We start from the raw sequence: 19,542 nt of genomic DNA on the forward strand, positions 1-19,542 counted from the left end.
GTCCACCGAAACGGACCGCCCCTTCACCACATCACGACTTAGGCGTGCAGCGAGCCACCCTCGAGCTGCTCCGGCGTGAGCGCAGCGCTCTCGCCCTGGCCGATCGTGCTCGGCGTGTTGCCGGCCTTGAGCGCGGCGAGGCGAGCCTCAACCTCGGTCATCTGGCCGAGGTCCTCAAGCTGCTCGAACTGAGCGTCAAGGCTCGAAGCCTGGAGTTCCTGCTGGCCGCGAACGCGGGCTTCTTCGCGGCGGATCTTCTCTTCGAAGCGGCCGATGTCGCTCGTCGGGTCGAGGACGTTGATCTTGCCCATCGCGTCCATGACCTTGCCCTGGGCCTCAGCGGTCTTGGCGCGAGCGACGAGCTCGTTGCGCTTGGCCTGGAGCTGCGAGAGCTTCGTGCGCATGTTCTCGATGCCGGTCTTGAGCTTCTCGACGACCTCGGTCTGCGACGCGATCTGCGGCTCAGCGACACGCATCTCGCCCTCAGCCTGGAGCTGGCGCTGGAGGGCAACCTTGGCGAGGTTGTCGAACTTGTCGGCGTCGGTGGCGTTGCCAGCGGCGCGGAACTCGTCGGCCTTGCGGCTTGCGGCGAGGGCCTTGCCGCCCCACTCCTGTGCGGCCTGCTCGTCCTCGCGGTAGTCGTCTTCCATGAGGCGGAGGTTGCCGATGGTCTGGGCGACAGCGGCCTCGGCTTCCGAGATGTTGTTCGTGAAGTCGCGGATGAGCTGGTCGATCATGAGCTGCGGGTCTTCAGCCTGGTCGATCATCGCGTTGATGTTCGCGCGAACGAGCTGCGAGATACGGCCGAAGATGGACTGCTTTGCCGGCATGGTGCCTCCTGTCGGGGTGCGGAAAAGTCCCGCGGATGTGAATTGGTCGAAACGAAAAGGTGAGTCGTTGGTCGTGTGGTTTAGCTTGCCGTGCCCGGTTGAACGTGAGCCGAGCGCCTAGCGGAATCCGCCACCGCCGGAGGACGACCAGCCGCCGCCACCGGAGGAGAATCCGCCACCGCCGCCACCGCCGAAGCCGCCACCAAAGCCACCGCTTCGGCTTGAGCCGCCGCCCGAGAGCATGCCGCCGATGATGCCGCCGATGACGGCGCTGCCGAAGTCGGAGGAGCGGCCGCCGTAGTAGCCGCCGTAGCGGGAGCGGTAGCCGCTGCCGTAGCCGCCGTAACCTGGAGCGCCGAGCATCATGGCGCCCTGCTGGACGTCGTTCTCCGCGAGACGCATGGCTTCCTTCGTACGGGCGATGCACTGCTCAGCGTGCGGGCGAGCCTCCAGCGGGGCATCGTTCATGCGCTGCTGGGCGAGACCGAGCTCGGACTCTGCCTGAGCAAGACGCGTGCGCGCCTCGGTGCCCACGGCACCGCGGTTCGCGTTGATGTAGGAGCTTGCGCCGTCAAACTGCGAACGCGCCTGCATGAGGATGCCTTCGACGCGCGAACGGTCGCGCGCGATTTGTGCCTGTGCCTCACGCAGGGCACGCACTTGGACATCCAGTTCGTCATCCGCGGCGCGAAGCGCATCGAGGACCCCGATGGGGTTCCGCTGCGCGTTCTGCGCCGAGCTGGCAGCAGCGATTTCCTTGCGGGCACGTGCGATGGCGTCGATCGCGGGCTGTGCCGGGTTCGACTGCTCGAGGAGCGTGATGTCGTTCTGCATGTCGGCGATCTCGGCCTGGATGAGCTGCGCGGCAGCATCCAGTTCCGTCTCGGCACGCTCGACACGGCCGAGGAGGACGTCGATCTGCGAGATCGCTTCCTGCGCGTCGCGAGCAAACACGGCGGCTTCACCGGGGCGACCGGATGCATGGGCCGACTGCGCGTCGGTGACACGGTCGAGGGCGAACGCGAGGCGGTCACGCGACTGCTGCGGAGTATCCACGAGCGTCGAGAGCGACTCGGGTGTGTGACGCTGCTTGAGTCGCTCGAGGAGCTGCTCGACCGAAGCGATGCGGGCCTGCACCGCCTGGGCAGCTTCAGTCACGGCCATGAGCGTCGACGGAACGTTCTTCGCCATGGCGCGAAGGTCGTCGAACTCCTTGCCAGCCTGGGCGAGCCGCTGCGATTCCCGTTCGGTGATCTCGAGGATCCGGGTATTCCACTCGAACTGCTGCTCGGGGGTGTCTGGGATGTGGTCGAGGAGGAGGCCCTGGAGCTTGAACGCCTCACCCGCCTGCTCACGTACCGAGACGAGCACCGTGCGGTACGGCGCAATGGCCTCCTCACCAAACTCGGCACTCGCGAAGGAGAGCTCCTGCTCGCCAGACTTCAGCGCGTCATCCAGACGCACGAGTGACTGACCGGCGCGCGTGGCGAGATCGTGCATGCGCTGCTGGGACGCCGCAGCGAGTGCCTGCTGCTCCTTCGCGCGCGTGTGTGAACGACGCCACGTGGCGATACCAAAAATGCTGAAGAGGAGAATGGCAAGGCCACCCAGCAGGAAGATTGACGGCATGGCCGAGGCCATCGAGGTGCTTGGCGCGCTGCTCGCACCGGAGCCGCTCGACGCCCCGGTGATGTCCTTCCCCTGCAGCCCGAGGCGGGCACCGTCAGCCACCGCGATGGCGGCACCGGCAATGTCGTTCGCCTCGAGCTTGGTGCGGGCCAGCGACTCAATGTCGCGGATCTGGCCCGAGCTGAGGCCCAATTCCTTGCTTGCGTTGATGCCGAAGTCGCCCGCGCGCATCCCCACGTAGAAGATGGCGTCCTGCTTGTCGTACCCCGACTTCTCGGCAACCTGGCTTGCCCAGTCGAACCCGTTCGAGGCGCCGTCGAAACGGTTAACGACAATGACGTGGAGCCGGGCACCGGTCTCAGATTCGAGCACTTCGATGGCCTGCTCGACCTCTGCCTGACGGCCATCGAGCGCGCCAGCCTCATCCCAGACCGCGGTATCGACAGCCTTGGCGGTCGCTGCAACAGCTGGCGACGTCGGCAGAAGGAAGGTGCTCGCAAACGCGGCGCTCAACACGGCTACCGCGAGTGCGAGGACCACCCGGTAGGGGAGCGCGAGAGAGGAATAGCGCGACATAGCTGGAGGGTATCGACGACAGATGACACGCAGCCGAGTGTTCGCCCCGGGCTGCCGCAAGTTCGAACGCTACCGAAACGTCACGTCAATAACGGCTGAACAACGCCCGAGATGGGTCGAGAATCCGAGAGCTTCTCGTGATCCCGTGCCTACCATGGCCGCGCGTCCTGGCCCGCCCAAGCCATAAGGAGCCCCATGCGAAGCGATGACGTTGTGCGCGAGCGTTTCCGCGCCACCAAGTTCGAAGTCGGCTACGACCAGCGCGAAGTCGACGTGTTCCTCGACGAGGTCAAGGCATCCCTTGAGCGACTCGAACAGGGCGCTTCCATCGACGAGACCCCGGTCGATGCGAAGGCTGTTGAAGACGTGCGATTCACCCAGACCCGCTACCGCGAAGGGTATTCGCCGAAGGAAGTTGACGAATTCCTCGACCGGCTGCAGCACGTGTTCATGGAGCACGAGCAACAGCACGGGCAGTAATCAGACAAAGCATCAGGGCCTCACCAACCTGCTGGTGAGGCCCTGATTTTTCGTGCCCCCGACAGGAGTCGAACCTGCGACCTACGGTACCGGAAACCGGCGCTCTATCCACTGAGCTACGGAGGCGAACCAGCGTCCAGCGTACCAGGCGAGCGCCCGCGCGTTTCTGGGGGATGTGAGCTGAGTGCTTGTAGTGCGAAGTGCCTAGGAAAAACATGGGAGGATAGGCGGAATCCATCCATCCGCCCCTGCGTAGACTAGAGGGACTATGAACGCGAACGATCTTCTCGAGCCCATTGCCACCGCTGTCCATCACGCTCTCGAGCGACGCGAGGCTGGCCGAGAGATCGAGGTGAGCGTCGACGACATCACGCTCGAGCGTCCGAAGAACCGCGACCACGGCGACTGGTCGACGAACATTGCGATGCGCCTGGCCAAGCGTGCCGGCTCGAACCCGCGCGAGTTCGCCCAGGAAATCGCCGACGAGATGGCCGAGCACCCGGCCGTCGCCAAGGCTGAGGTTGCTGGCCCCGGCTTCATCAACTTCACGCTCGATGCTGGCGCTGCTGGCCAGCTCGCGAAGACGATCGTCGAGCAGGGTGCCGAGTACGGTAAGTCGCACAGCCGCGACGGCATCAAGATCAACCTCGAGTTCGTCTCGGCGAACCCGACCGGCCCCATCCACATGGGTGGTGTCCGCTGGGCCGCCGTTGGTGACTCGCTTGCCCGCATCCTCGAGGCCACCGGCGCCGATGTGACGCGTGAGTACTACTTCAACGACCACGGTGCCCAGATCGACCGCTTCGCGCGCTCGCTCCAGGCTGCACACCTTTGCCAGCCGGCTCCGGAGGACGGCTACGGCGGGGCCTACATTGCTGAGATCGCCCGCGACGTCGTCGCAAAGTACGAGGGCGACATCGACGCACTCAGCCCCGAAGAGCAGCAGGAAACCTTCCGCAAGGTCGGTGTCGGCCTCATGTTCGACGAGATCAAGCAGAAGCTCCACGACTTCGGCGTCGACTTCGACGTCTACTTCCACGAAGACTCGATCCACGAGTCGGGTGCAGTTGCTCGCTCGATCGACATCCTCCGCGAGCGTGGCTACGTCTACGAGAAGGACGGCGCAACCTGGCTCAAGACGACGCCCTTCGGCGACGACAAGGACCGCGTCATCATCCGCTCCGACGGCGAGCCCACCTACCTCTCGGGCGACATCGGCTACTACCTCAACAAGCGTGAGCGTGGCTTCGACCAGTGCCTCATCATGCTCGGTGCCGACCACCACGGGTACATCGGCCGCATGATGGCCATGTGTGGCGCCTTCGGCGACAAGCCGTACTACAACCTCGAGCTCCTCATCGGCCAGATGGTGAACCTCGTCAAGGACGGCGAGCCCGTTCGTATGTCGAAGCGTGCCGGCAACATTGTCACGATGGACGACCTCGTCGACGCCGTTGGTGCGGACGCTGGCCGTTACGCGATCGTCCGCGCCTCGGCGAACACGACGCTCTCGATCGACCTCGACCTGCTCGCGAAGAACACGAATGAGAACCCGGTCTACTACGTGCAGTACGCACACGCTCGTACGTGCAACGTTGCCCGCAAGGCGCAGGAAGCCGGCGTCACGGGCGAGCAGTTCGACCCGTCGACGCTCACGCACGAGACCGAGTCGGCACTCCTCGGTGCCCTCCAGGAGTTCCCGGGCCTTGTCGAGTACGCCGCCGACCAGCGTGAGCCACACCGCATTGCCCGCTACCTCGAAGAGATCTCGGGCCTCTACCACCGCTGGTACGACAACTGCCGCATCGTCCCGCGCGACGGCGAAGAGGTTGAGGCTGTGCACCACTCCCGTCGCGTTCTCAACGACGCCGCCAGCCAGGTGCTCCGCAACGGCCTCGGCCTCGTTGGCGTTGCCGCACCGGAACGGATGTAGCGATCCGATTCACGACCGCCTCGGCCGCCACCGCCACGCCTGCCTCCAGGCATACGCGGGGCGGCCGTCGCCGTCTGTTCTGGGCGGTTCTGGCGCTCGTCGTGCTTGCGATCGGCCTTGTCGTCGCGGAGTTCTTGGGGCGGAGCATCGCCCAGTCCGAGCTTGAGGCTCGCATCGAACAGCAGCTCCCGGACGGCGTGAGCGGCCACGTTGACGCGACGATCGGCGGTGGACTCTTCCTGCCGCAGGCGATCTCGGGTCGATTCAGCGACATCCAGCTCCATTCGCGTGACCTCAAGGTTGGTGTTGTGCCGCTTGACGTGTCGACGCAGCTCAGTGGCGTCCAATTGGGCGCGACACCGCAGGCCGAACATGTTCGCGGCACGATCACGCTGACGCCCGAGGCTGCGGCCCAGGCGATTGGGATCCCGGGTGTCGTTGACCAGCTCGAATTCCGAGACGGCCAGCTTGCCTTCGTGAGCGAACTCAATGTGCTCGGCATACCCGTCGGTGTGGATGTCATCGCGGGGCTTGGTATTTCCAACGGTCAGGTCATGCTCGACGTGCAGCAGACGAAGGCACATGTCGGGGACCTCAGCGTCGATCCGAGCAGCATTTGGCCTGAGCTTGGCGATGGCGGACTGCCCGTGTGTGCCGAGGAATACCTGCCGTCTGACATCGAAGTGACTGGCCTTGAGGTGCGGACCTCGGGCGTTGTCGCAAGCTTTTCGAGTGACAATCTTCCGCTGGACGAAGCACACCTTTCAGCGCGGGGGAGCTGTCCCGCTGCATAGCGGGATGGGGGAAGCCCCCGCCTTCCCGCACAATGCTCTGTCGGAGGTGCCGGGTAGCCTGAGAAGGTGAGTGTTGCACCCGACCCTGCCGCCTCGATCGCTCCCGACTGGCTGCCTGAGCCGGGCGATCTCAATGCGCTGTGCGCGAAGCTCTGGCCCACGAATGCGCGGCGGAACAGCGGGGGAGAGATTGAACTTGGCGGCTTGTGGGCGAGCGAGCTTGCGAGCCAATTCGGCACGCCGCTCATGGTGATCGATGAGGATGATGCTCGCAGCCGGATGCGGAGCACCCTCGAAGCCTTCACCGCCGCCTTTGCCGAGGCAGGCACGAGTGCCTCCATCTACTACGCGGGGAAGGCCTTTCTCACCGGCGCCGTCGTGCAGTGGGTCCGTGAAGAGGGACTCAATCTTGATGTTGCCTCGCTCGGTGAGCTCACGCTCGCGCTTCGTGCCGGGTTCCCAGCGGAGCGGATCGGCTTCCACGGCAACAACAAGTCAGTGGCAGAGCTCTCGTGCGCCATCCGTGAGGGTGTCGGCTCGATCGTCCTCGATTCACGGCATGAGCTCGAGCGCCTCACGACGCTCGCACGCGAGATGGGCGCACGCCCGCGCGTGCGCATTCGCGTGAATTCCGGTATCCACGCGTCCACGCACTCCTACCTTGCGACCGCGCACGAAGACCAGAAATTTGGCGTCACCATCGCCGACGCTGAGCGGATGGCGGTCCAGGTTGCGGAGGAGAACGTCCTCGAACTGCTCGGCTTCCACTCGCACATCGGCTCGCAAGTTTTCGAGACGAGCGGATTCCTCGCCGCAGCCGATCGCCTGCTCGACCTCCACGAGCGCACCTCGAAGGCCATCGGTCGCGGTCTCCCCGAGCTCAACCTCGGCGGCGGCTTCGGCATCGCCTACCTCGAGCACGAGACCCCGCTCGCCCCGGCACACATGGCTACGGAGCTTGCGCGTGAACTCGCCACGCAGGCAGCAGAACGAGGCATCCCGCTGCCGCACGTCGCCTTTGAACCCGGACGCTCGCTCATCGGCCCCGCCGGCGTCACCCTCTACGAAGTGGGCACCATCAAAGCGGTGCACGTGGGTGACGGCGATGCCGTCCGCCACTACGTGTCGGTCGACGGCGGCATGAGCGACAACGCCCGCCCCGCGCTGTACGACGCCGACTACACCGTGCGTCTTGCCTCCCGTGCCAGCACCGCAGATGCGATGCTCGTGCGCGTTGCCGGGAAGCACTGCGAGTCCGGCGACATCGTCGTCCACGACGGCTACCTGCCGAGCGACCTCGCGCTCGGCGACCTTGTGGCGGTGCCGGCAACCGGCGCCTACTGCCACTCGCTCTCGAGCAACTACAACTACCTCACACGCCCCGCGATCGTCGCAGTTCGTCATGGAGCAGCTGAGCTGATGGTGCGTCGTGAGACGATCGAAGACCTCCTCATGCGCGACATGACGTTCAGCGCAGCCCCGACCCCACATGAACAGGAGCCCACGGCATGAGTCAGCACGAACCCCTCAAGGTCGCCCTGCTCGGAGCAGGTTCGGTCGGATCGCAGGTTGCGCGTCTCTTGCTCGAGGGACGCGACGAACTCGCGCATCGTGTGGGCGCGGAGCTTGAGCTCATCGGCATTGCGGTGCGGAATGTCGATGCCAAGCGTGATGTTGATCTGCCCAGCGAGCTCTTCACGACCGACGCTGAGTCGCTCATTGCACGAGCCGACCTTGTCGTCGAACTCATTGGCGGTATCGAGCCCGCCCGCACGCGCATCCGCACGGCGCTTGAGCGGGGCGCGGATGTCGTGACCGCGAACAAGGCGCTCATCGCAACCCACGGCCCGGAGCTCTTCGCGATCGCCCAGGAGCGCGGTGCTCAGCTCAATTACGAGGCTGCCGTCGCCGGTGCCATCCCGATCATCCGCCCGCTCCGCGACTCGCTCGCGGGCGACCAGGTCACGCGCATCCTCGGCATCGTGAACGGGACAACGAACTTCATCCTCGACCGCATGCATGAGCGCGGCGATTCGCCCGCCGAGGCGCTCCGGATCGCGACCGAACTCGGCTACGCAGAGGCCGACCCGACCGCCGACATCGAGGGCTTTGACGCTCAGCAGAAGGCTGCGATCCTCGCATCCATCGCCTTCCATACGACGGTTCCCGTCGACTCGGTCTACCGCGAAGGCATCACGGCCGTCACGAGCGAGCAGATCAAGGCCGCGACGCGTGCGGGCTACGTCGTGAAGCTCCTCGCGATTTGCGAGAAAGTCCAGAACGAGGCGGGGGAAGCGGCCGTGTCGGCGCGCGTGCACCCTGCACTCGTCCCGGCAGCCCACCCGCTTGCAGCCGTCCACGGTGGCAACAACGCCGTCTTCATCGAGTCGATGGCGGCTGGCGACCTCATGTTCTATGGTGCGGGCGCGGGCGGCGTCGAAACCGCATCCGCTGTTCTCGGCGACCTCGTCTCGGCGGCACGCCGTCAGGTTGCCGGTGGCCCGGGTCTTGCCGCATCTCGCCACGCAGAGTTGCCGGTCCTCCCGATTGGTGAGGTCCACACGCGCTACCAGATCGCCCTCCAGGTGAAGGACGAGCCGGGTGTGCTCGCGAAGATCGCTGGCCTGTTCAGTGACCACGGCGTCTCGCTTGCCACACTCGAGCAGTCCATCCCTGAGCGTGACGCGAGTGCGTCGCACGAGCCCGCAGCAGCGCACGCTACGCTGGTGATTGGAACCCACCTGGCTGCAGAGCATGCGCTCGACGCAGTCGTGCAGGCCCTTTCGAGCGATGACTCTGTGCACGCCGTCACCGGCGTTCTTCGCGTCGAGAGCGCCGCTTAAGCACTGAACGGAAGCAGAGGTAAGTCATGGCCAAGCAGTGGCAGGGCGTCATTCGTGAGTACGCAGATCACCTCGACGTCACTGAGTCGACCCCGATCATCACCCTTGGTGAAGGTGGCACACCTCTCATCCCGGCTCCGGCACTGAGCCGCCGCACCGGCGCAGATGTCTGGGTGAAGTACGAGGGCATCAACCCGACCGGTTCCTTCAAGGACCGCGGTATGACGATGGCTGTCTCGAAGGCGGTTGAGTATGGCGCCAAGGTCGTCGTGTGCGCCTCGACTGGTAACACCTCGGCGTCGGCTGCCGCGTACGCGACCCACGCGGGCATTAGCTCGGCCGTGCTCGTGCCCGAGGGCAAGATCGCGATGGGCAAGCTCTCACAGGCCATCGCCCACGGTGCAAACCTCCTGCAGATCGAAGGCAACTTCGACGACTGCCTCGCGATCGCGCGCGAACTCGCCGACAACTACCCGGTGCACCTCGTGAACTCGGTGAACAACGACCGCATCGAGGGTCAGAAGACGGCACCCTTCGAGATCATCGACGTCCTCGGCGACGCCCCGGACTTCCACTTCATTCCGGTCGGCAACGCAGGTAACTACACCGCCTACACGCGCGGCTACCGCGAGTACGCGGCTGCCGGCCACGCCACGAGAATGCCGCGCATGTTCGGCTTCCAGGCTGCTGGCGCTGCCCCCATCGTCCGCGGCGAGGTCGTCACGGCTCCCGAGACGATCGCCTCCGCGATCCGCATCGGCAACCCAGCCTCGTGGGGCCACGCACTCGAAGCACGCGACGAAACGAACGGCTACTTCGGCATGATCGAAGACGCCAAGATCCTCGAGGCGCAGCGCGTCCTCTCCTCTGAGGTGGGCATTTTCGTCGAGCCTGCCTCGGCCATCTCGGTCGCCGGTCTCCTCGAGCGTTCGGACGCAGGTCAGATTCCGGCCGGCGCCAAGATCGTCCTCACCGTGACCGGCCACGGTCTCAAGGACCCGCAGTGGGCGCTCAAGGGTGCCGACGGCGAAGACCTCGCCCCGACGGTTGTCCGCGCCGACACGGGCGAAGTTGCCGCAGCGCTCGGCATCACCCCGAACGAGCAGCCGGCCGCATGAGCTTCCATACCGTTCCCCAGGGCCGCACCGTCCGCGTGCGCGTCCCCGCCACGAGTGCCAACCTCGGCCCCGGATTCGACACCTTCGGCCTCGCGCTGAGCGTTGCCGACGAGATCGAACTCACCACCTGCGAACCGGGCGTTCTCGACATCGAAATCGAGGGCATGGGCGCAGACTCGGTGCCGCGCACTGAACAGCACCTCATCATCCGTGCTCTCGACGCGAGCCTCGCCGAGCTCGGATTCGGTCGCGAAGGGCTCCGTCTGCGCGCCGTCAACCGCATCCCGCATGGCCGCGGCATGGGCTCCTCCGGCGCTGCGATTGCCGCCGGTGTGCTCCTCGCCGCCCAGCTTGTTGGCGACGACGTCGATGTGAGCGACGAGCAGCTCCTCAAGCTCGCCACCGAGCTCGAAGGCCACCCCGATAACGTCGCACCGTGCCTGTTCGGAGGCTTCACGATTGCGTGGACCGACGCCGACCGCCCGTATATGGTGCGCCGCGAAGTGCACGAGGACATTTACCCGCTCGTGCTCGTGCCGGAGCAAAAGCTCTCCACAAAGGTTGCTCGCGGACTGCAGCCGAGCGAGGTGCCGCACCGCGATGCCGTCTTTAACGTTGCCCGCGCGAGCCTGCTCGTGCTCGCACTCACCGACGAGCCCGAACTGCTGTACGCGGCAACCGAAGACCTCCTGCACCAGCCGTACCGTGCTGCCGCGATGCCGGCGAGCGCAGAACTCGTCGAAGAACTCCGTGCCGAGCACCTCGCTGCCGTGATCTCCGGTGCTGGCCCGAGCGTCCTCGTCCTCGCCGAGTCCGAACACGCACGCGACCGCGCCACCGAGATTGCCGCGGAGCATGACGGCTGGCGCGCGTTCCCAGTCGAGATCGACTCGCGCGGTGCTACAGTGTCTGTGGCTTCCACGAAGACAGAGTCTCTGTCCGCCTAGCGCCGGGAAGCCACTCATCACTCGGCATTCGCCGGATCACCCGATATTCGCCCGACGCCTCATCTCGCGTGGGTTTCGACGCTCGGAGTTCTGCTCGGCGATGCCGCTGAATGCTCCATGACGGAGCCGAACGAAGGACAGCTTCAGAATGACCGAGAACACCAGCGCCGCGAGCGCTGACGCAACGCCTGCGCTTAGCTCGATGCGCGTCGCCGACCTCCAGGCGCTCGCCGCGAACTACGGCATTAAGGGCCGCCTGCGCAAGAGCGAACTCATCGCCGCCATCGAAGCGGCACAGGCCGAGGCAAGCGAGGGCGTCGAACAGCTCACCGCTGCCACGACCGAAGCCACCACGGGGCAGGACGCCGAGCAGAGCACGGCCGAGGCTCAGACGCCCGCCGAGGACGCTGAGACCACCACGACCAACGCGAGCGACGCTGCAGAGCAAGCGGATGGCGCTGCCGAGGCACCGACCGGGGCTCGGGTCCGTGGACGTCGTCCCCGCCGCGTGAGCGCCACCGTTTCAGCCGACGCCTCGGAGGCTCCCGCCACCGAGCAGGCGCCGACCGAGACGCCTGCCGACGCCGACGCTGAGGCTCCTATGAGCCTCGACGATCTCGTCCTTCCTCCCGCACGCGGTGAGCAGGACGACGAGAACAAGGACGAGAACGAGCAGGGCGAGCGCCGCACCCGCAAGCGCAGCCGCGGTCGTGGTCGCCGTGGCCGTGGCAACGGTGGCGATTCCCAGCAGGACGACCAGGAGTCGCAGAACCAGCAGGACTCGAACGACGACGACCAGACCGCTGGCCGTAACCGCAACCGTCGTGGCCGCGCGCAGAACGGCGGCCAGGAGCAGGGCGGCGACAACAACGCCGACGCATCGAACGACGAGGACGAGCAGGAGGCCCGCCGCTCGCGCCGCAACCGCGACCGCAAGCGTAACCGCCGTGATGACGACGTCGACCCCGAGATCGCACCGGATGACGTCCTCCTCCCGATCGCGGGCATCCTCGACGTCCTCGACAACTACGCCTTCGTGCGCACCTCCGGCTACCTGCCGGGCGCGAACGACGTCTACGTGTCGCTCGGCCAGGTGAAGAAGTACGGCCTGCGCAAGGGTGACGCAATTGTCGGCGCCATCCGCCAGCCGCGTGAGGGCGAGCACCACCACGGCCGCCAGAAGTACAACGCGATCGTCAAGTTCGACACGATCAACGGCAAGACGCCGGAGGAGATCAAGGAGCGCCCCGAGTTCGACCAGCTCACGCCGCTCTACCCGAGCGAGCGACTCCAGCTCGAGACCGCGGGCGGCCACGTCGGCCAGCGCCTCATCGACCTCTTCGCCCCGATCGGGAAGGGTTCGCGCGGCCTCATCGTCGCACCGCCGAAGTCGGGCAAGTCGGTCGTCCTCGAGCGCGTCGCGAACGCGATCGCCGAGACCTCGCCGGAGACGCACCTCATGCTCGTCCTCGTCGACGAGCGTCCTGAGGAACTCACCCGCATGCAGCGCACGATCCGTGGCGAAGTTGTTGCGGCAACCTTCGACCTCCCGGCCGAAGACCAGACGACGATCGCAGAGCTCGCCATCGAGCGTGCGAAGCGTCTCGTCGAGCTGGGCCTTGACGTGGTCGTCCTCCTCGACTCGATCACGCACCTGTGCCGTGCCTACAACCTCACGGCGCCGGTGTCGGGCCGCATCCTTGACGGCGGTGTTGACGCATCGGCCCTCTACCCGCCCAAGCGCTTCTTCGGTGCAGCCCGCAACGTCGAGAACGGTGGCTCGCTCACGATCCTCGCGACCGCGATGACCGAGGCCGGTTCGCGCATGGACGAGGTTATCCTCGAAGAGTTCCGCGGCACCGAGAACCTCGAGATTCGCCTCTCGAAGGAGATTGCCGACCGCCGCATCTTCCCGGCGCTCGACATCCAGAATTCCTCGACGCTCATGGAGGAGACACTCCTGTCCAAGGCCGAGGTTGAGGCAACCTGGTCCATCCGCCGCGCGCTCTCGGGCACGGACGCTGGCAGCGTCCTCGAGTCGGTCCTTGAGCGACTCGAGAGCACGAACTCGAACGCTGAGTTCGTCGAGAGTGTGCGTCAGCGTCCGATTCAGGCTGGAAAGGTGACGCGATGAGCGACATGTTTGATTCGATCGGTGCGCTCCGCGAGGAGTACGCCGACCTTCAGGAGCAGCTGGCTGACCCGGAGCTGCACGCGAACCCGGCGCGCGCCAAGAAGGTGAACCGTCGCTACGCGGAACTCTCGCAGATCATCAACGCTGACGACGCTCGCCGTGGCCTTGAGGACGACCTCGAGGCCGCCCGCGAACTCGCCAAGGAAGACGAGGCCTTCGCTGAGGAAGTCCCCACGCTGGAAGAGGCACTCAAGGAGCAGCGCGAGAAGCTGCGCCGCCTCCTCATCCCGCGCGACCCGGATGACGGCCGCGACGTCATCATGGAGATCAAGGGCGGTGAAGGTGGCGAAGAATCGGCACTGTTCGCTGCTGACCTCCTTCGCATGTACTCGCACTACGCGGAACAGCGTGGCTGGAAGGTTGAGCTCCTCGACAAGACGGAGTCTGACCTCGGCGGCTACAAGGACGTCCAGGTCGCAATCAAGGGCTCCTCGAACGACCCGGCTGAGGGTGTGTGGGCGTCGCTCAAGTACGAGGGTGGCGTGCACCGTGTGCAGCGCGTGCCGGCGACCGAGTCGCAGGGCCGCATCCACACCTCGACCACGGGCGTGCTCGTCTTCCCTGAAGTTGACGAGCCGGAAGAGATCGAGATCAACCAGAACGACCTCAAGATTGACGTGTACCGCTCGTCGGGCCCCGGTGGTCAGTCGGTGAACACGACCGACTCGGCGGTGCGTATTACGCACCTTCCTACCGGCATCGTCGTGTCGATGCAGAACGAGAAGTCGCAGATCCAGAACCGTGCTGCCGCGATGCGCGTGCTCATGGCGCGACTGCTTGCACACCAGCAGGAGCAGTTGGACGCTGCTGCAGCTGATGCTCGCAAGTCGCAGATTCGCACGATGGACCGCTCGGAGCGCATCCGCACGTACAACTTCCCGGAGAATCGCATCGCGGATCACCGCACCGGGTACAAGGCGTACAACCTTGATGCTGTGCTCAACGGTGCCCTCGGCCAGGTCATCGAGTCAGCCATCCAAGCTGACGAAGAGGCGCGGCTCAAGGCGCTCGGCGGACAGAACGACTAGTTCCGCACACGAGGAGGGGCTCCCACCAGATGGTGTGGAGCCCCTTCGCCGTGTTGGCTTAGATCTCGTAGTAGCCCTCGGCGCGCGCGGCGGGATTCGGGGCCTGCCGAACCTTCGCCGGGATGCCGGTCAGGATGGACCCCGCAGGAGCAGACTTCGTGACGACCGCGTTCGCGCCCACCTTTGAGTCGGCGCCAATCTCGATCGGGCCGAGCAGCTTCGCGCCTGCACCAATGAGCACGCGGTCGCCAATTGTCGGGTGACGCTTCACCTTCTTCGTTGAGACACCGCCGAGGGTGACGTCGTGGTAGATCAGGACGTCGTCGCCCACTTCTGCGGTCTCGCCGATGACGATCCCCATACCGTGGTCGATGAACACGCGGCGGCCAATGTTTGCGCCGGGGTGGATCTCGACGCCGGTGAGAAAACGCGTGAACTGCGAGATGCAGCGCGCGAGAAGCTTCGTCCCATCGCGCTGCCAGAGGCGGTGCGAGAGGCGGTGTACCCAGAGGGCGTGAAGGCCGGAGTAGTTGAGAGCTACTTCGAGCTTCGTGCGAGCCGCAGGGTCGCCGCGACGGGCGGCAGCAAGGTCTTCTCGAATGCGCCGAAAGGCCGCGTCCCCGGGGAGGCGGCCTTTCGGCGTGCGCATGTCGCTCGTCATGGTTTAGGCGTCGCGCAGGTGATCGAACAAGGGCGTGGAGAGGTAGCGCTCGCCCGTGTCTGGGATGATGACGACGATCGTCTTGCCCGCAAACTCGGGGCGCTTCGCGAGCTCGAGAGCGGCCCAAACGTTGGCACCGGCCGAAATACCGGCGAAGATACCTTCATTCGCGGCAAGTGCGCGGGAGATGGTGAGTGCGTCGTCGAGTTCAACGTCGATGACCTCGTCGAGCACCTCACGGTCAAGGACGGCCGGGACGAAGTTTGCGCCAAGGCCCTGGATCTTGTGCGGGCCTGCGTGACCTTCGGTGAGCAGCGGTGAGTCCTTCGGCTCAACAGCGATGACGCGTGCCGAGGGCTTACGCTCCTTGAGGATCTGGCCGATGCCGGTGATGGTGCCGCCCGTGCCGACACCGGCAACGATGGCGTCCACGGCGCCGTCAGTGTCCGCCCAAATCTCTTCGGCGGTCGTCTCGCGGTGGATGCGGGCGTTCGCGTCGTTCTCGAACTGGCGAGCGAGGATCGCTCCAGGCGTGGAGGCGACGATTTCTTCCGCCTTCTCGACCGCACCGCGCATGCCATCCGGGCCCGGCGTGAGCACGAGCTCAGCACCGAAGGCACGCAGGAGCATGCGGCGCTCAATCGACATGGTCTCCGGCATCGTGAGGATGACCTTGTAGCCGAGCGCAGCACCGATGCCAGCAAGTGCAATACCGGTGTTGCCGGAGGTGCCCTCGACGATCGTACCGCCGGGCTTGAGCGAGCCGTCCGCTTCGGCGGCACGGATGATGGCAAGGCCCAGACGGTCCTTCACCGAGGAGCCGGGAGCGAAGTATTCGAGCTTCGCGAGCACCGTCGCACCGGTGCCCTCGGCTGCCTTGAGGCGAACGAGAGGAGTACCGCCAATCGTCTCGGCGATGCTGTCGTGAATCTTTGCGGGCATGAGCGGCCTTTCGGGGGAGGTCTCGTGCGGCGGACGGTGGCCCGTCGGTGTCACCATGCTGTCATCCAGAGCATGAAGGCGCATGGAGGTACGTCATATTCCGACGCACTTGCACAGCCTGTTCGCCCTCGGCGGAGCGTCGGCGGCAGTGTCGGCGTCCTGAGCGCGTGGGAGCATGGAGGCGTGGATGACCTTCGCTTGATTCGTGACCGTGCTCGTCGCACGCTGGCCGCTGCAGGCCTCACGAGCCCAAGCGAAGCTGACATCCTGCTGTCGTCGTGTCTTGGTATGTCGCGTGGCGAGCTCGAGCTCGCCCTCCTTCGCGGCGACGCGATTGATGCGGACACCAAGCGACGCCTCGAGGATGCTGTGGAACGGCGCCGTCGCCGAGAACCCCTCCAGCACATCACCGGCCGCGCCCCGTTCTGGGACATGGAACTCGAGGTCGGTCCGGGTGTGTTCGTGCCGAGGCCGGAGACGGAACTTCTCGTCGAACTCGCGCTGACAGAACTCGCGGAGCTTGGCTCAACGGATGCGCCGGGAGTACTCGAATTCTGTGCCGGTAGTGGGGCCATCGCGCTCGCCCTTGCCCGTGCACTTCCGCGTTCACGTGTCGTGACGGTGGAAGCGTCGCCAGAGGCGTGGCCATGGCTCCGGCGAAATGTGGCGAGGTACGGAGACGGGCGCGTGGAGGCCCGCTTTGGCCGGCTCGAGGAGCCGAGCATCACCACAGGCCTCGAACAGTCGGAGGCTAGGCCGGCCGTCATCGTCTCGAATCCGCCCTACATCCCGAGCCGAAACGTCCCCCAGGAGCCGGAGGTGCGTCGCGCCGACCCCGAGGAAGCGCTCTTCTCCGGCGAGGACGGTCTCGACCTCATCTGTGCAATCCTCCAACGCAGCGAAGCGCTCCTGCCTCCGGGCGGTGCGCTGTTCCTCGAACACGACGAATCTCAGGGACCCGCCATCCGGGCACTCTTCGCTGCGAGAGGGTGGCACGATCCATCGACGCATCAGGATCTTCTCGGTCGCGATCGCGTGAGTCGCGCCCGCCGTCCCGGAGCTGCCAAGTAGACTGGCCCGCGTCATGGCACGCATCTACGATTGCGCAGATCGCACCGAGCTCCTCGAAGGGCTTCGTGCCGCGCGTACAGCACTTGGTCGAGGCGACGTTATCGTCATGCCCACCGACACCGTCTACGGCATCGCCGCCGACGCCTTCTCGCACGGCGGCGTCGCAAAGCTCCTCGAGGCGAAGGGCCGTACCCGGCAGTCGCCACCGCCCGTGCTTGTCGCCGACCTCGCGACGCTCGAAGCGCTCGCCGAGCACGTGCCAGACCCGATTCGTTCGGCCATCATCGCCTTCTCGCCCGGGCCGCTCACCGTCATCCTGCCCGCCCGACAGAGCCTGCAGTGGGACCTCGGTGAGACTCGCGGCACGGTGGCCCTTCGCATCCCCGACAATGAACTTGCCCGCGAACTCCTGCGCGATGTGGGTCCGCTCGCGGTTTCGAGCGCGAACCGTCACGGCGAGCGGGCCTCCTCGAACGCCGCTGAAGCTGAGGCAGCGCTCGGTGACCGGCTCGAGGTGATTCTCGACGGTGGTGCTGCCGGGGGAGAAGCCTCCACGATCGTGGATGCGACACCACTGACGCGTACGCCCGCAGAACCCGCCCGCATTGTTCGACAGGGAGCCCTCGCGCGCGAACGCCTAGCCGCGGTGCTCTGCGAATGGCTCGCGCCCGCTGAGGACGGCTAATGCGCAACTACGCGCTCATCGTGCTCGTCGCCGCGATCGTCACCTACCTGGCGTGCCGCATCGTGTACCCGCTCGCGATGAAGCACGGCTGGCATCCGCCGGTGCGTGAGAGAGACGTCCACTCGACGCCAAAGCCCCGCCTGGGCGGCGTCGCGATGTACCTCGGATTCATGGTCGCGATCGTTGTTGCCTCGCAGATCGAACAGTTCCACCTTGTCTTCGGGCAGCCAGAACGCGTTTGGGCGATCGTTGGCGCGACAACGCTCATCATGGTGATCGGTGTCCTTGACGACTTTGTCGATCTCGACTGGATGACGAAACTCGGCGGCCAGATGATCTCGGCCGTCATCCTCGCCTGGCAAGGCGTTGCGATTACCTCGCTGCCAATCGGTGGCCTCACCGTCGGCTCGCCCCTCATGTCGCTCGCTTTCACCGTCCTCGCGGTCGTGCTCGTCATGAACGCGGTGAACTTCATCGACGGTCTGGATGGCCTTGTCGCGGGCATTGCGCTCATCGCAAATGGCGTCTTCCTGCTCTACAGCTACTTCCTCTCGGCCTTCGCTGGCCAGACCGGACGCTTCACAATGGCGGCCCTCATCTCGGCCATCATCATCGGCATGTGCCTGGGTTTCCTCCCCATCAACTGGAACCCCGCGAAGATGTTCATGGGCGATGGCGGTGCCCTCCAGCTGGGGCTCCTCATGGCCACCTCCGCCGTTGCCGTCACCGGTGAAGTGGACCCGATGACGATTAAGTCCGAGCAGTTCCTACCCGCGTTTCTCCCGATCGTCATTCCCTTTGCAGTGCTCATCGTGCCGCTCCTCGACTTGACGATGGCGGTCGTCCGACGCATGAGCGCTGGCAAGTCGCCGTTCTCGGCCGACCGCAAGCACCTCCACCACCGCCTTCTCGACATGGGGCACACGCAGCTTCGCGCCGTGCTCATCTTCTACGCGTGGACTGCCGTCGTCTCCGGGGGAGCGCTCCTCGCCTTCGTCCTCGAGGACGCATGGATCGCGCTCGTGTTCGTCACGGTTGGCTTCATCATTTGCACGGCCTTCACCGTGGCACCCATCAGCCGCCGCAAGGCTCGCGAGCTTCGCGCCCAGAAGACGCCAACACTCCTTGACGAGTCGGATGACCCGCTCGACTCGCAGGGCGAGGCGCAAGCAGACACCATCCGCCGGGCCCTCCCACGTTACGCAGCCAAGCGACAGGCGCGACAGACAAGTTCCACATCCGACACTCCGAGTGAAGCTGAGACCGCATGACGACTCCCAACAAGCCCTCATCGATCGCCGTCTACCGCAAGGTGCTTCGCTGGTCAGCCGTCCTCGCCATTGCTGTTGCGGTCATCGGATCACTCGTGGCGGGGCTCCTCGTAGGCATGAACGGTGTGTGGAGCGCACTCGTCGCATCGGCAATTGGATTCGGCTTCGCAGGGGTGACCGTGGTCATCCTCATCATCGCCGTGCAGCTCGACACGATCTACTTTTTCGCCACGATCCTCTTCGGCTGGCTGCTGAAGTTTGTGCTCTTCATGGTCGTGCTCTGGTTCGTCCGTGACCAGGCCTGGATTCACCCCGTTGCGCTCTGGGCGTGCCTCGTCGCGGCGCTCATTGGAACCCTCGTGGTTGACGTGCTGTGTGTGCTTCGTGCACGGATGCCGTACGTCAGCGATCGTGCACGAGACCAGCCCTGACCACACGCCGTAGGTCACGAAACGATGAACCTGACTGTGAATTTCTTGATAGGATGCACCGGGTGAGCGTGAGGCCCCGCGCCCCGCTCAACGGTCCCAACCGCGTCGC

Annotated in this window: 17 protein-coding genes and 1 tRNA gene; 13 read left to right on the forward strand and 5 right to left on the reverse strand. The window is 65.5% G+C overall.

Translation table 11 applies throughout. The features are described 5' to 3' along the window. Positions 1–38: 38 nt before the first annotated feature. Both ZAL01S_RS01190 and ZAL01S_RS01195 read right to left on the reverse strand, forming a co-directional pair. On the reverse strand, positions 39–830 hold the full coding sequence (locus tag ZAL01S_RS01190) for a PspA/IM30 family protein (RefSeq protein ID WP_066078510.1): 792 nt from the start codon (positions 828–830) through the stop codon (positions 39–41). A 117-nt stretch (positions 831–947) separates the two neighbouring features. Beyond that, positions 948–3,035 (reverse strand): TPM domain-containing protein, encoded by a 2,088-nt coding sequence (locus ZAL01S_RS01195; protein ID WP_066078513.1) that lies wholly within the window; start codon positions 3,033–3,035, stop codon positions 948–950. Positions 3,036–3,230: 195 nt separating this feature from the next. On the opposite strand from ZAL01S_RS01195, the gene ZAL01S_RS01200 reads away from it, so the two are divergent. Next, positions 3,231–3,515, forward strand: a complete 285-nt coding sequence (locus ZAL01S_RS01200; RefSeq protein ID WP_066078515.1) for a DivIVA domain-containing protein — start codon at positions 3,231–3,233, stop codon at positions 3,513–3,515. 53 nt (positions 3,516–3,568) lie between these two features. Here the strand turns inward: ZAL01S_RS01200 and ZAL01S_RS01205 are convergent. Continuing rightward, a tRNA-Arg gene (locus ZAL01S_RS01205) sits at positions 3,569–3,641 on the reverse strand. Between the two features lie 142 nt (positions 3,642–3,783). On the opposite strand from ZAL01S_RS01205, the gene argS reads away from it, so the two are divergent. The 8 genes from argS (at position 3,784) to prfA (ending at position 14,372) form a co-directional block, all read left to right on the forward strand. Then, on the forward strand, positions 3,784–5,448 hold the full coding sequence (gene argS / locus ZAL01S_RS01210; RefSeq protein WP_066078518.1) for an arginine--tRNA ligase: 1,665 nt from the start codon (positions 3,784–3,786) through the stop codon (positions 5,446–5,448). 101 nt (positions 5,449–5,549) lie between these two features. Next, positions 5,550–6,242 carry an LmeA family phospholipid-binding protein gene (locus ZAL01S_RS01215; protein WP_066078520.1) on the forward strand — a complete coding sequence of 231 codons (693 nt, stop codon included), beginning with the start codon at positions 5,550–5,552 and terminating at the stop codon, positions 6,240–6,242. Positions 6,243–6,308: 66 nt separating this feature from the next. Next, positions 6,309–7,754, forward strand: coding sequence for a diaminopimelate decarboxylase (gene lysA, locus ZAL01S_RS01220; protein WP_066078522.1), 1,446 nt, complete (start codon positions 6,309–6,311; stop codon positions 7,752–7,754). Then, positions 7,751–9,085, forward strand: coding sequence for a homoserine dehydrogenase (locus ZAL01S_RS01225; protein WP_066078524.1), 1,335 nt, complete (start codon positions 7,751–7,753; stop codon positions 9,083–9,085). The genes lysA and ZAL01S_RS01225 overlap by 4 nt, the downstream gene beginning before the upstream one ends. A 26-nt stretch (positions 9,086–9,111) precedes the next feature. Beyond that, on the forward strand, positions 9,112–10,203 hold the full coding sequence (gene thrC / locus ZAL01S_RS01230; protein ID WP_066078526.1) for a threonine synthase: 1,092 nt from the start codon (positions 9,112–9,114) through the stop codon (positions 10,201–10,203). Further along, positions 10,200–11,150 (forward strand): homoserine kinase, encoded by a 951-nt coding sequence (gene thrB, locus ZAL01S_RS01235; protein ID WP_066078529.1) that lies wholly within the window; start codon positions 10,200–10,202, stop codon positions 11,148–11,150. Before thrC ends, thrB begins: the two co-directional genes overlap by 4 nt. Positions 11,151–11,298: 148 nt before the next feature. After that, complete coding sequence (rho, locus tag ZAL01S_RS01240) at positions 11,299–13,284, forward strand: transcription termination factor Rho (RefSeq protein WP_066078531.1); 1,986 nt, start codon at positions 11,299–11,301, stop codon at positions 13,282–13,284. A 5-nt stretch (positions 13,285–13,289) separates the two neighbouring features. Beyond that, positions 13,290–14,372, forward strand: coding sequence for a peptide chain release factor 1 (prfA, locus tag ZAL01S_RS01245; protein ID WP_066079303.1), 1,083 nt, complete (start codon positions 13,290–13,292; stop codon positions 14,370–14,372). 58 nt (positions 14,373–14,430) lie between these two features. Here the strand turns inward: prfA and epsC are convergent, their stop codons facing one another. Together epsC and cysK are read right to left on the reverse strand one after the other, a co-directional pair. Continuing rightward, positions 14,431–15,033: a serine O-acetyltransferase EpsC gene (gene epsC, locus ZAL01S_RS01250; RefSeq protein WP_083522954.1), complete on the reverse strand. Its 603-nt coding sequence runs from the start codon at positions 15,031–15,033 to the stop codon at positions 14,431–14,433. A gap of 3 nt (positions 15,034–15,036) precedes the next feature. Beyond that, positions 15,037–15,975 carry a cysteine synthase A gene (gene cysK / locus ZAL01S_RS01255; protein ID WP_066079307.1) on the reverse strand — a complete coding sequence of 313 codons (939 nt, stop codon included), beginning with the start codon at positions 15,973–15,975 and terminating at the stop codon, positions 15,037–15,039. A 183-nt stretch (positions 15,976–16,158) separates the two neighbouring features. On the opposite strand from cysK, the gene prmC reads away from it, so the two are divergent. The 4 genes from prmC to ZAL01S_RS01275 are packed head-to-tail and all read left to right on the forward strand — an operon-like array spanning position 16,159 to position 19,433. Then, positions 16,159–17,046: a peptide chain release factor N(5)-glutamine methyltransferase gene (gene prmC, locus ZAL01S_RS01260; RefSeq protein WP_066078534.1), complete on the forward strand. Its 888-nt coding sequence runs from the start codon at positions 16,159–16,161 to the stop codon at positions 17,044–17,046. Between the two features lie 13 nt (positions 17,047–17,059). Further along, on the forward strand, positions 17,060–17,731 hold the full coding sequence (locus ZAL01S_RS01265) for an L-threonylcarbamoyladenylate synthase (RefSeq protein ID WP_066078537.1): 672 nt from the start codon (positions 17,060–17,062) through the stop codon (positions 17,729–17,731). After that, positions 17,731–19,002: an MraY family glycosyltransferase gene (locus ZAL01S_RS01270; protein WP_066078541.1), complete on the forward strand. Its 1,272-nt coding sequence runs from the start codon at positions 17,731–17,733 to the stop codon at positions 19,000–19,002. The genes ZAL01S_RS01265 and ZAL01S_RS01270 overlap by 1 nt, the downstream gene beginning before the upstream one ends. Continuing rightward, positions 18,999–19,433 (forward strand): hypothetical protein, encoded by a 435-nt coding sequence (locus ZAL01S_RS01275; protein ID WP_066078544.1) that lies wholly within the window; start codon positions 18,999–19,001, stop codon positions 19,431–19,433. The genes ZAL01S_RS01270 and ZAL01S_RS01275 overlap by 4 nt, the downstream gene beginning before the upstream one ends. Positions 19,434–19,542 lie beyond the last annotated feature (109 nt).

The sequence above is a fragment of the [Zimmermannella] alba NBRC 15616 genome (genome assembly GCF_001570905.1).
Lineage (GTDB): Bacteria > Actinomycetota > Actinomycetes > Actinomycetales > Microbacteriaceae > Pseudoclavibacter > Pseudoclavibacter albus.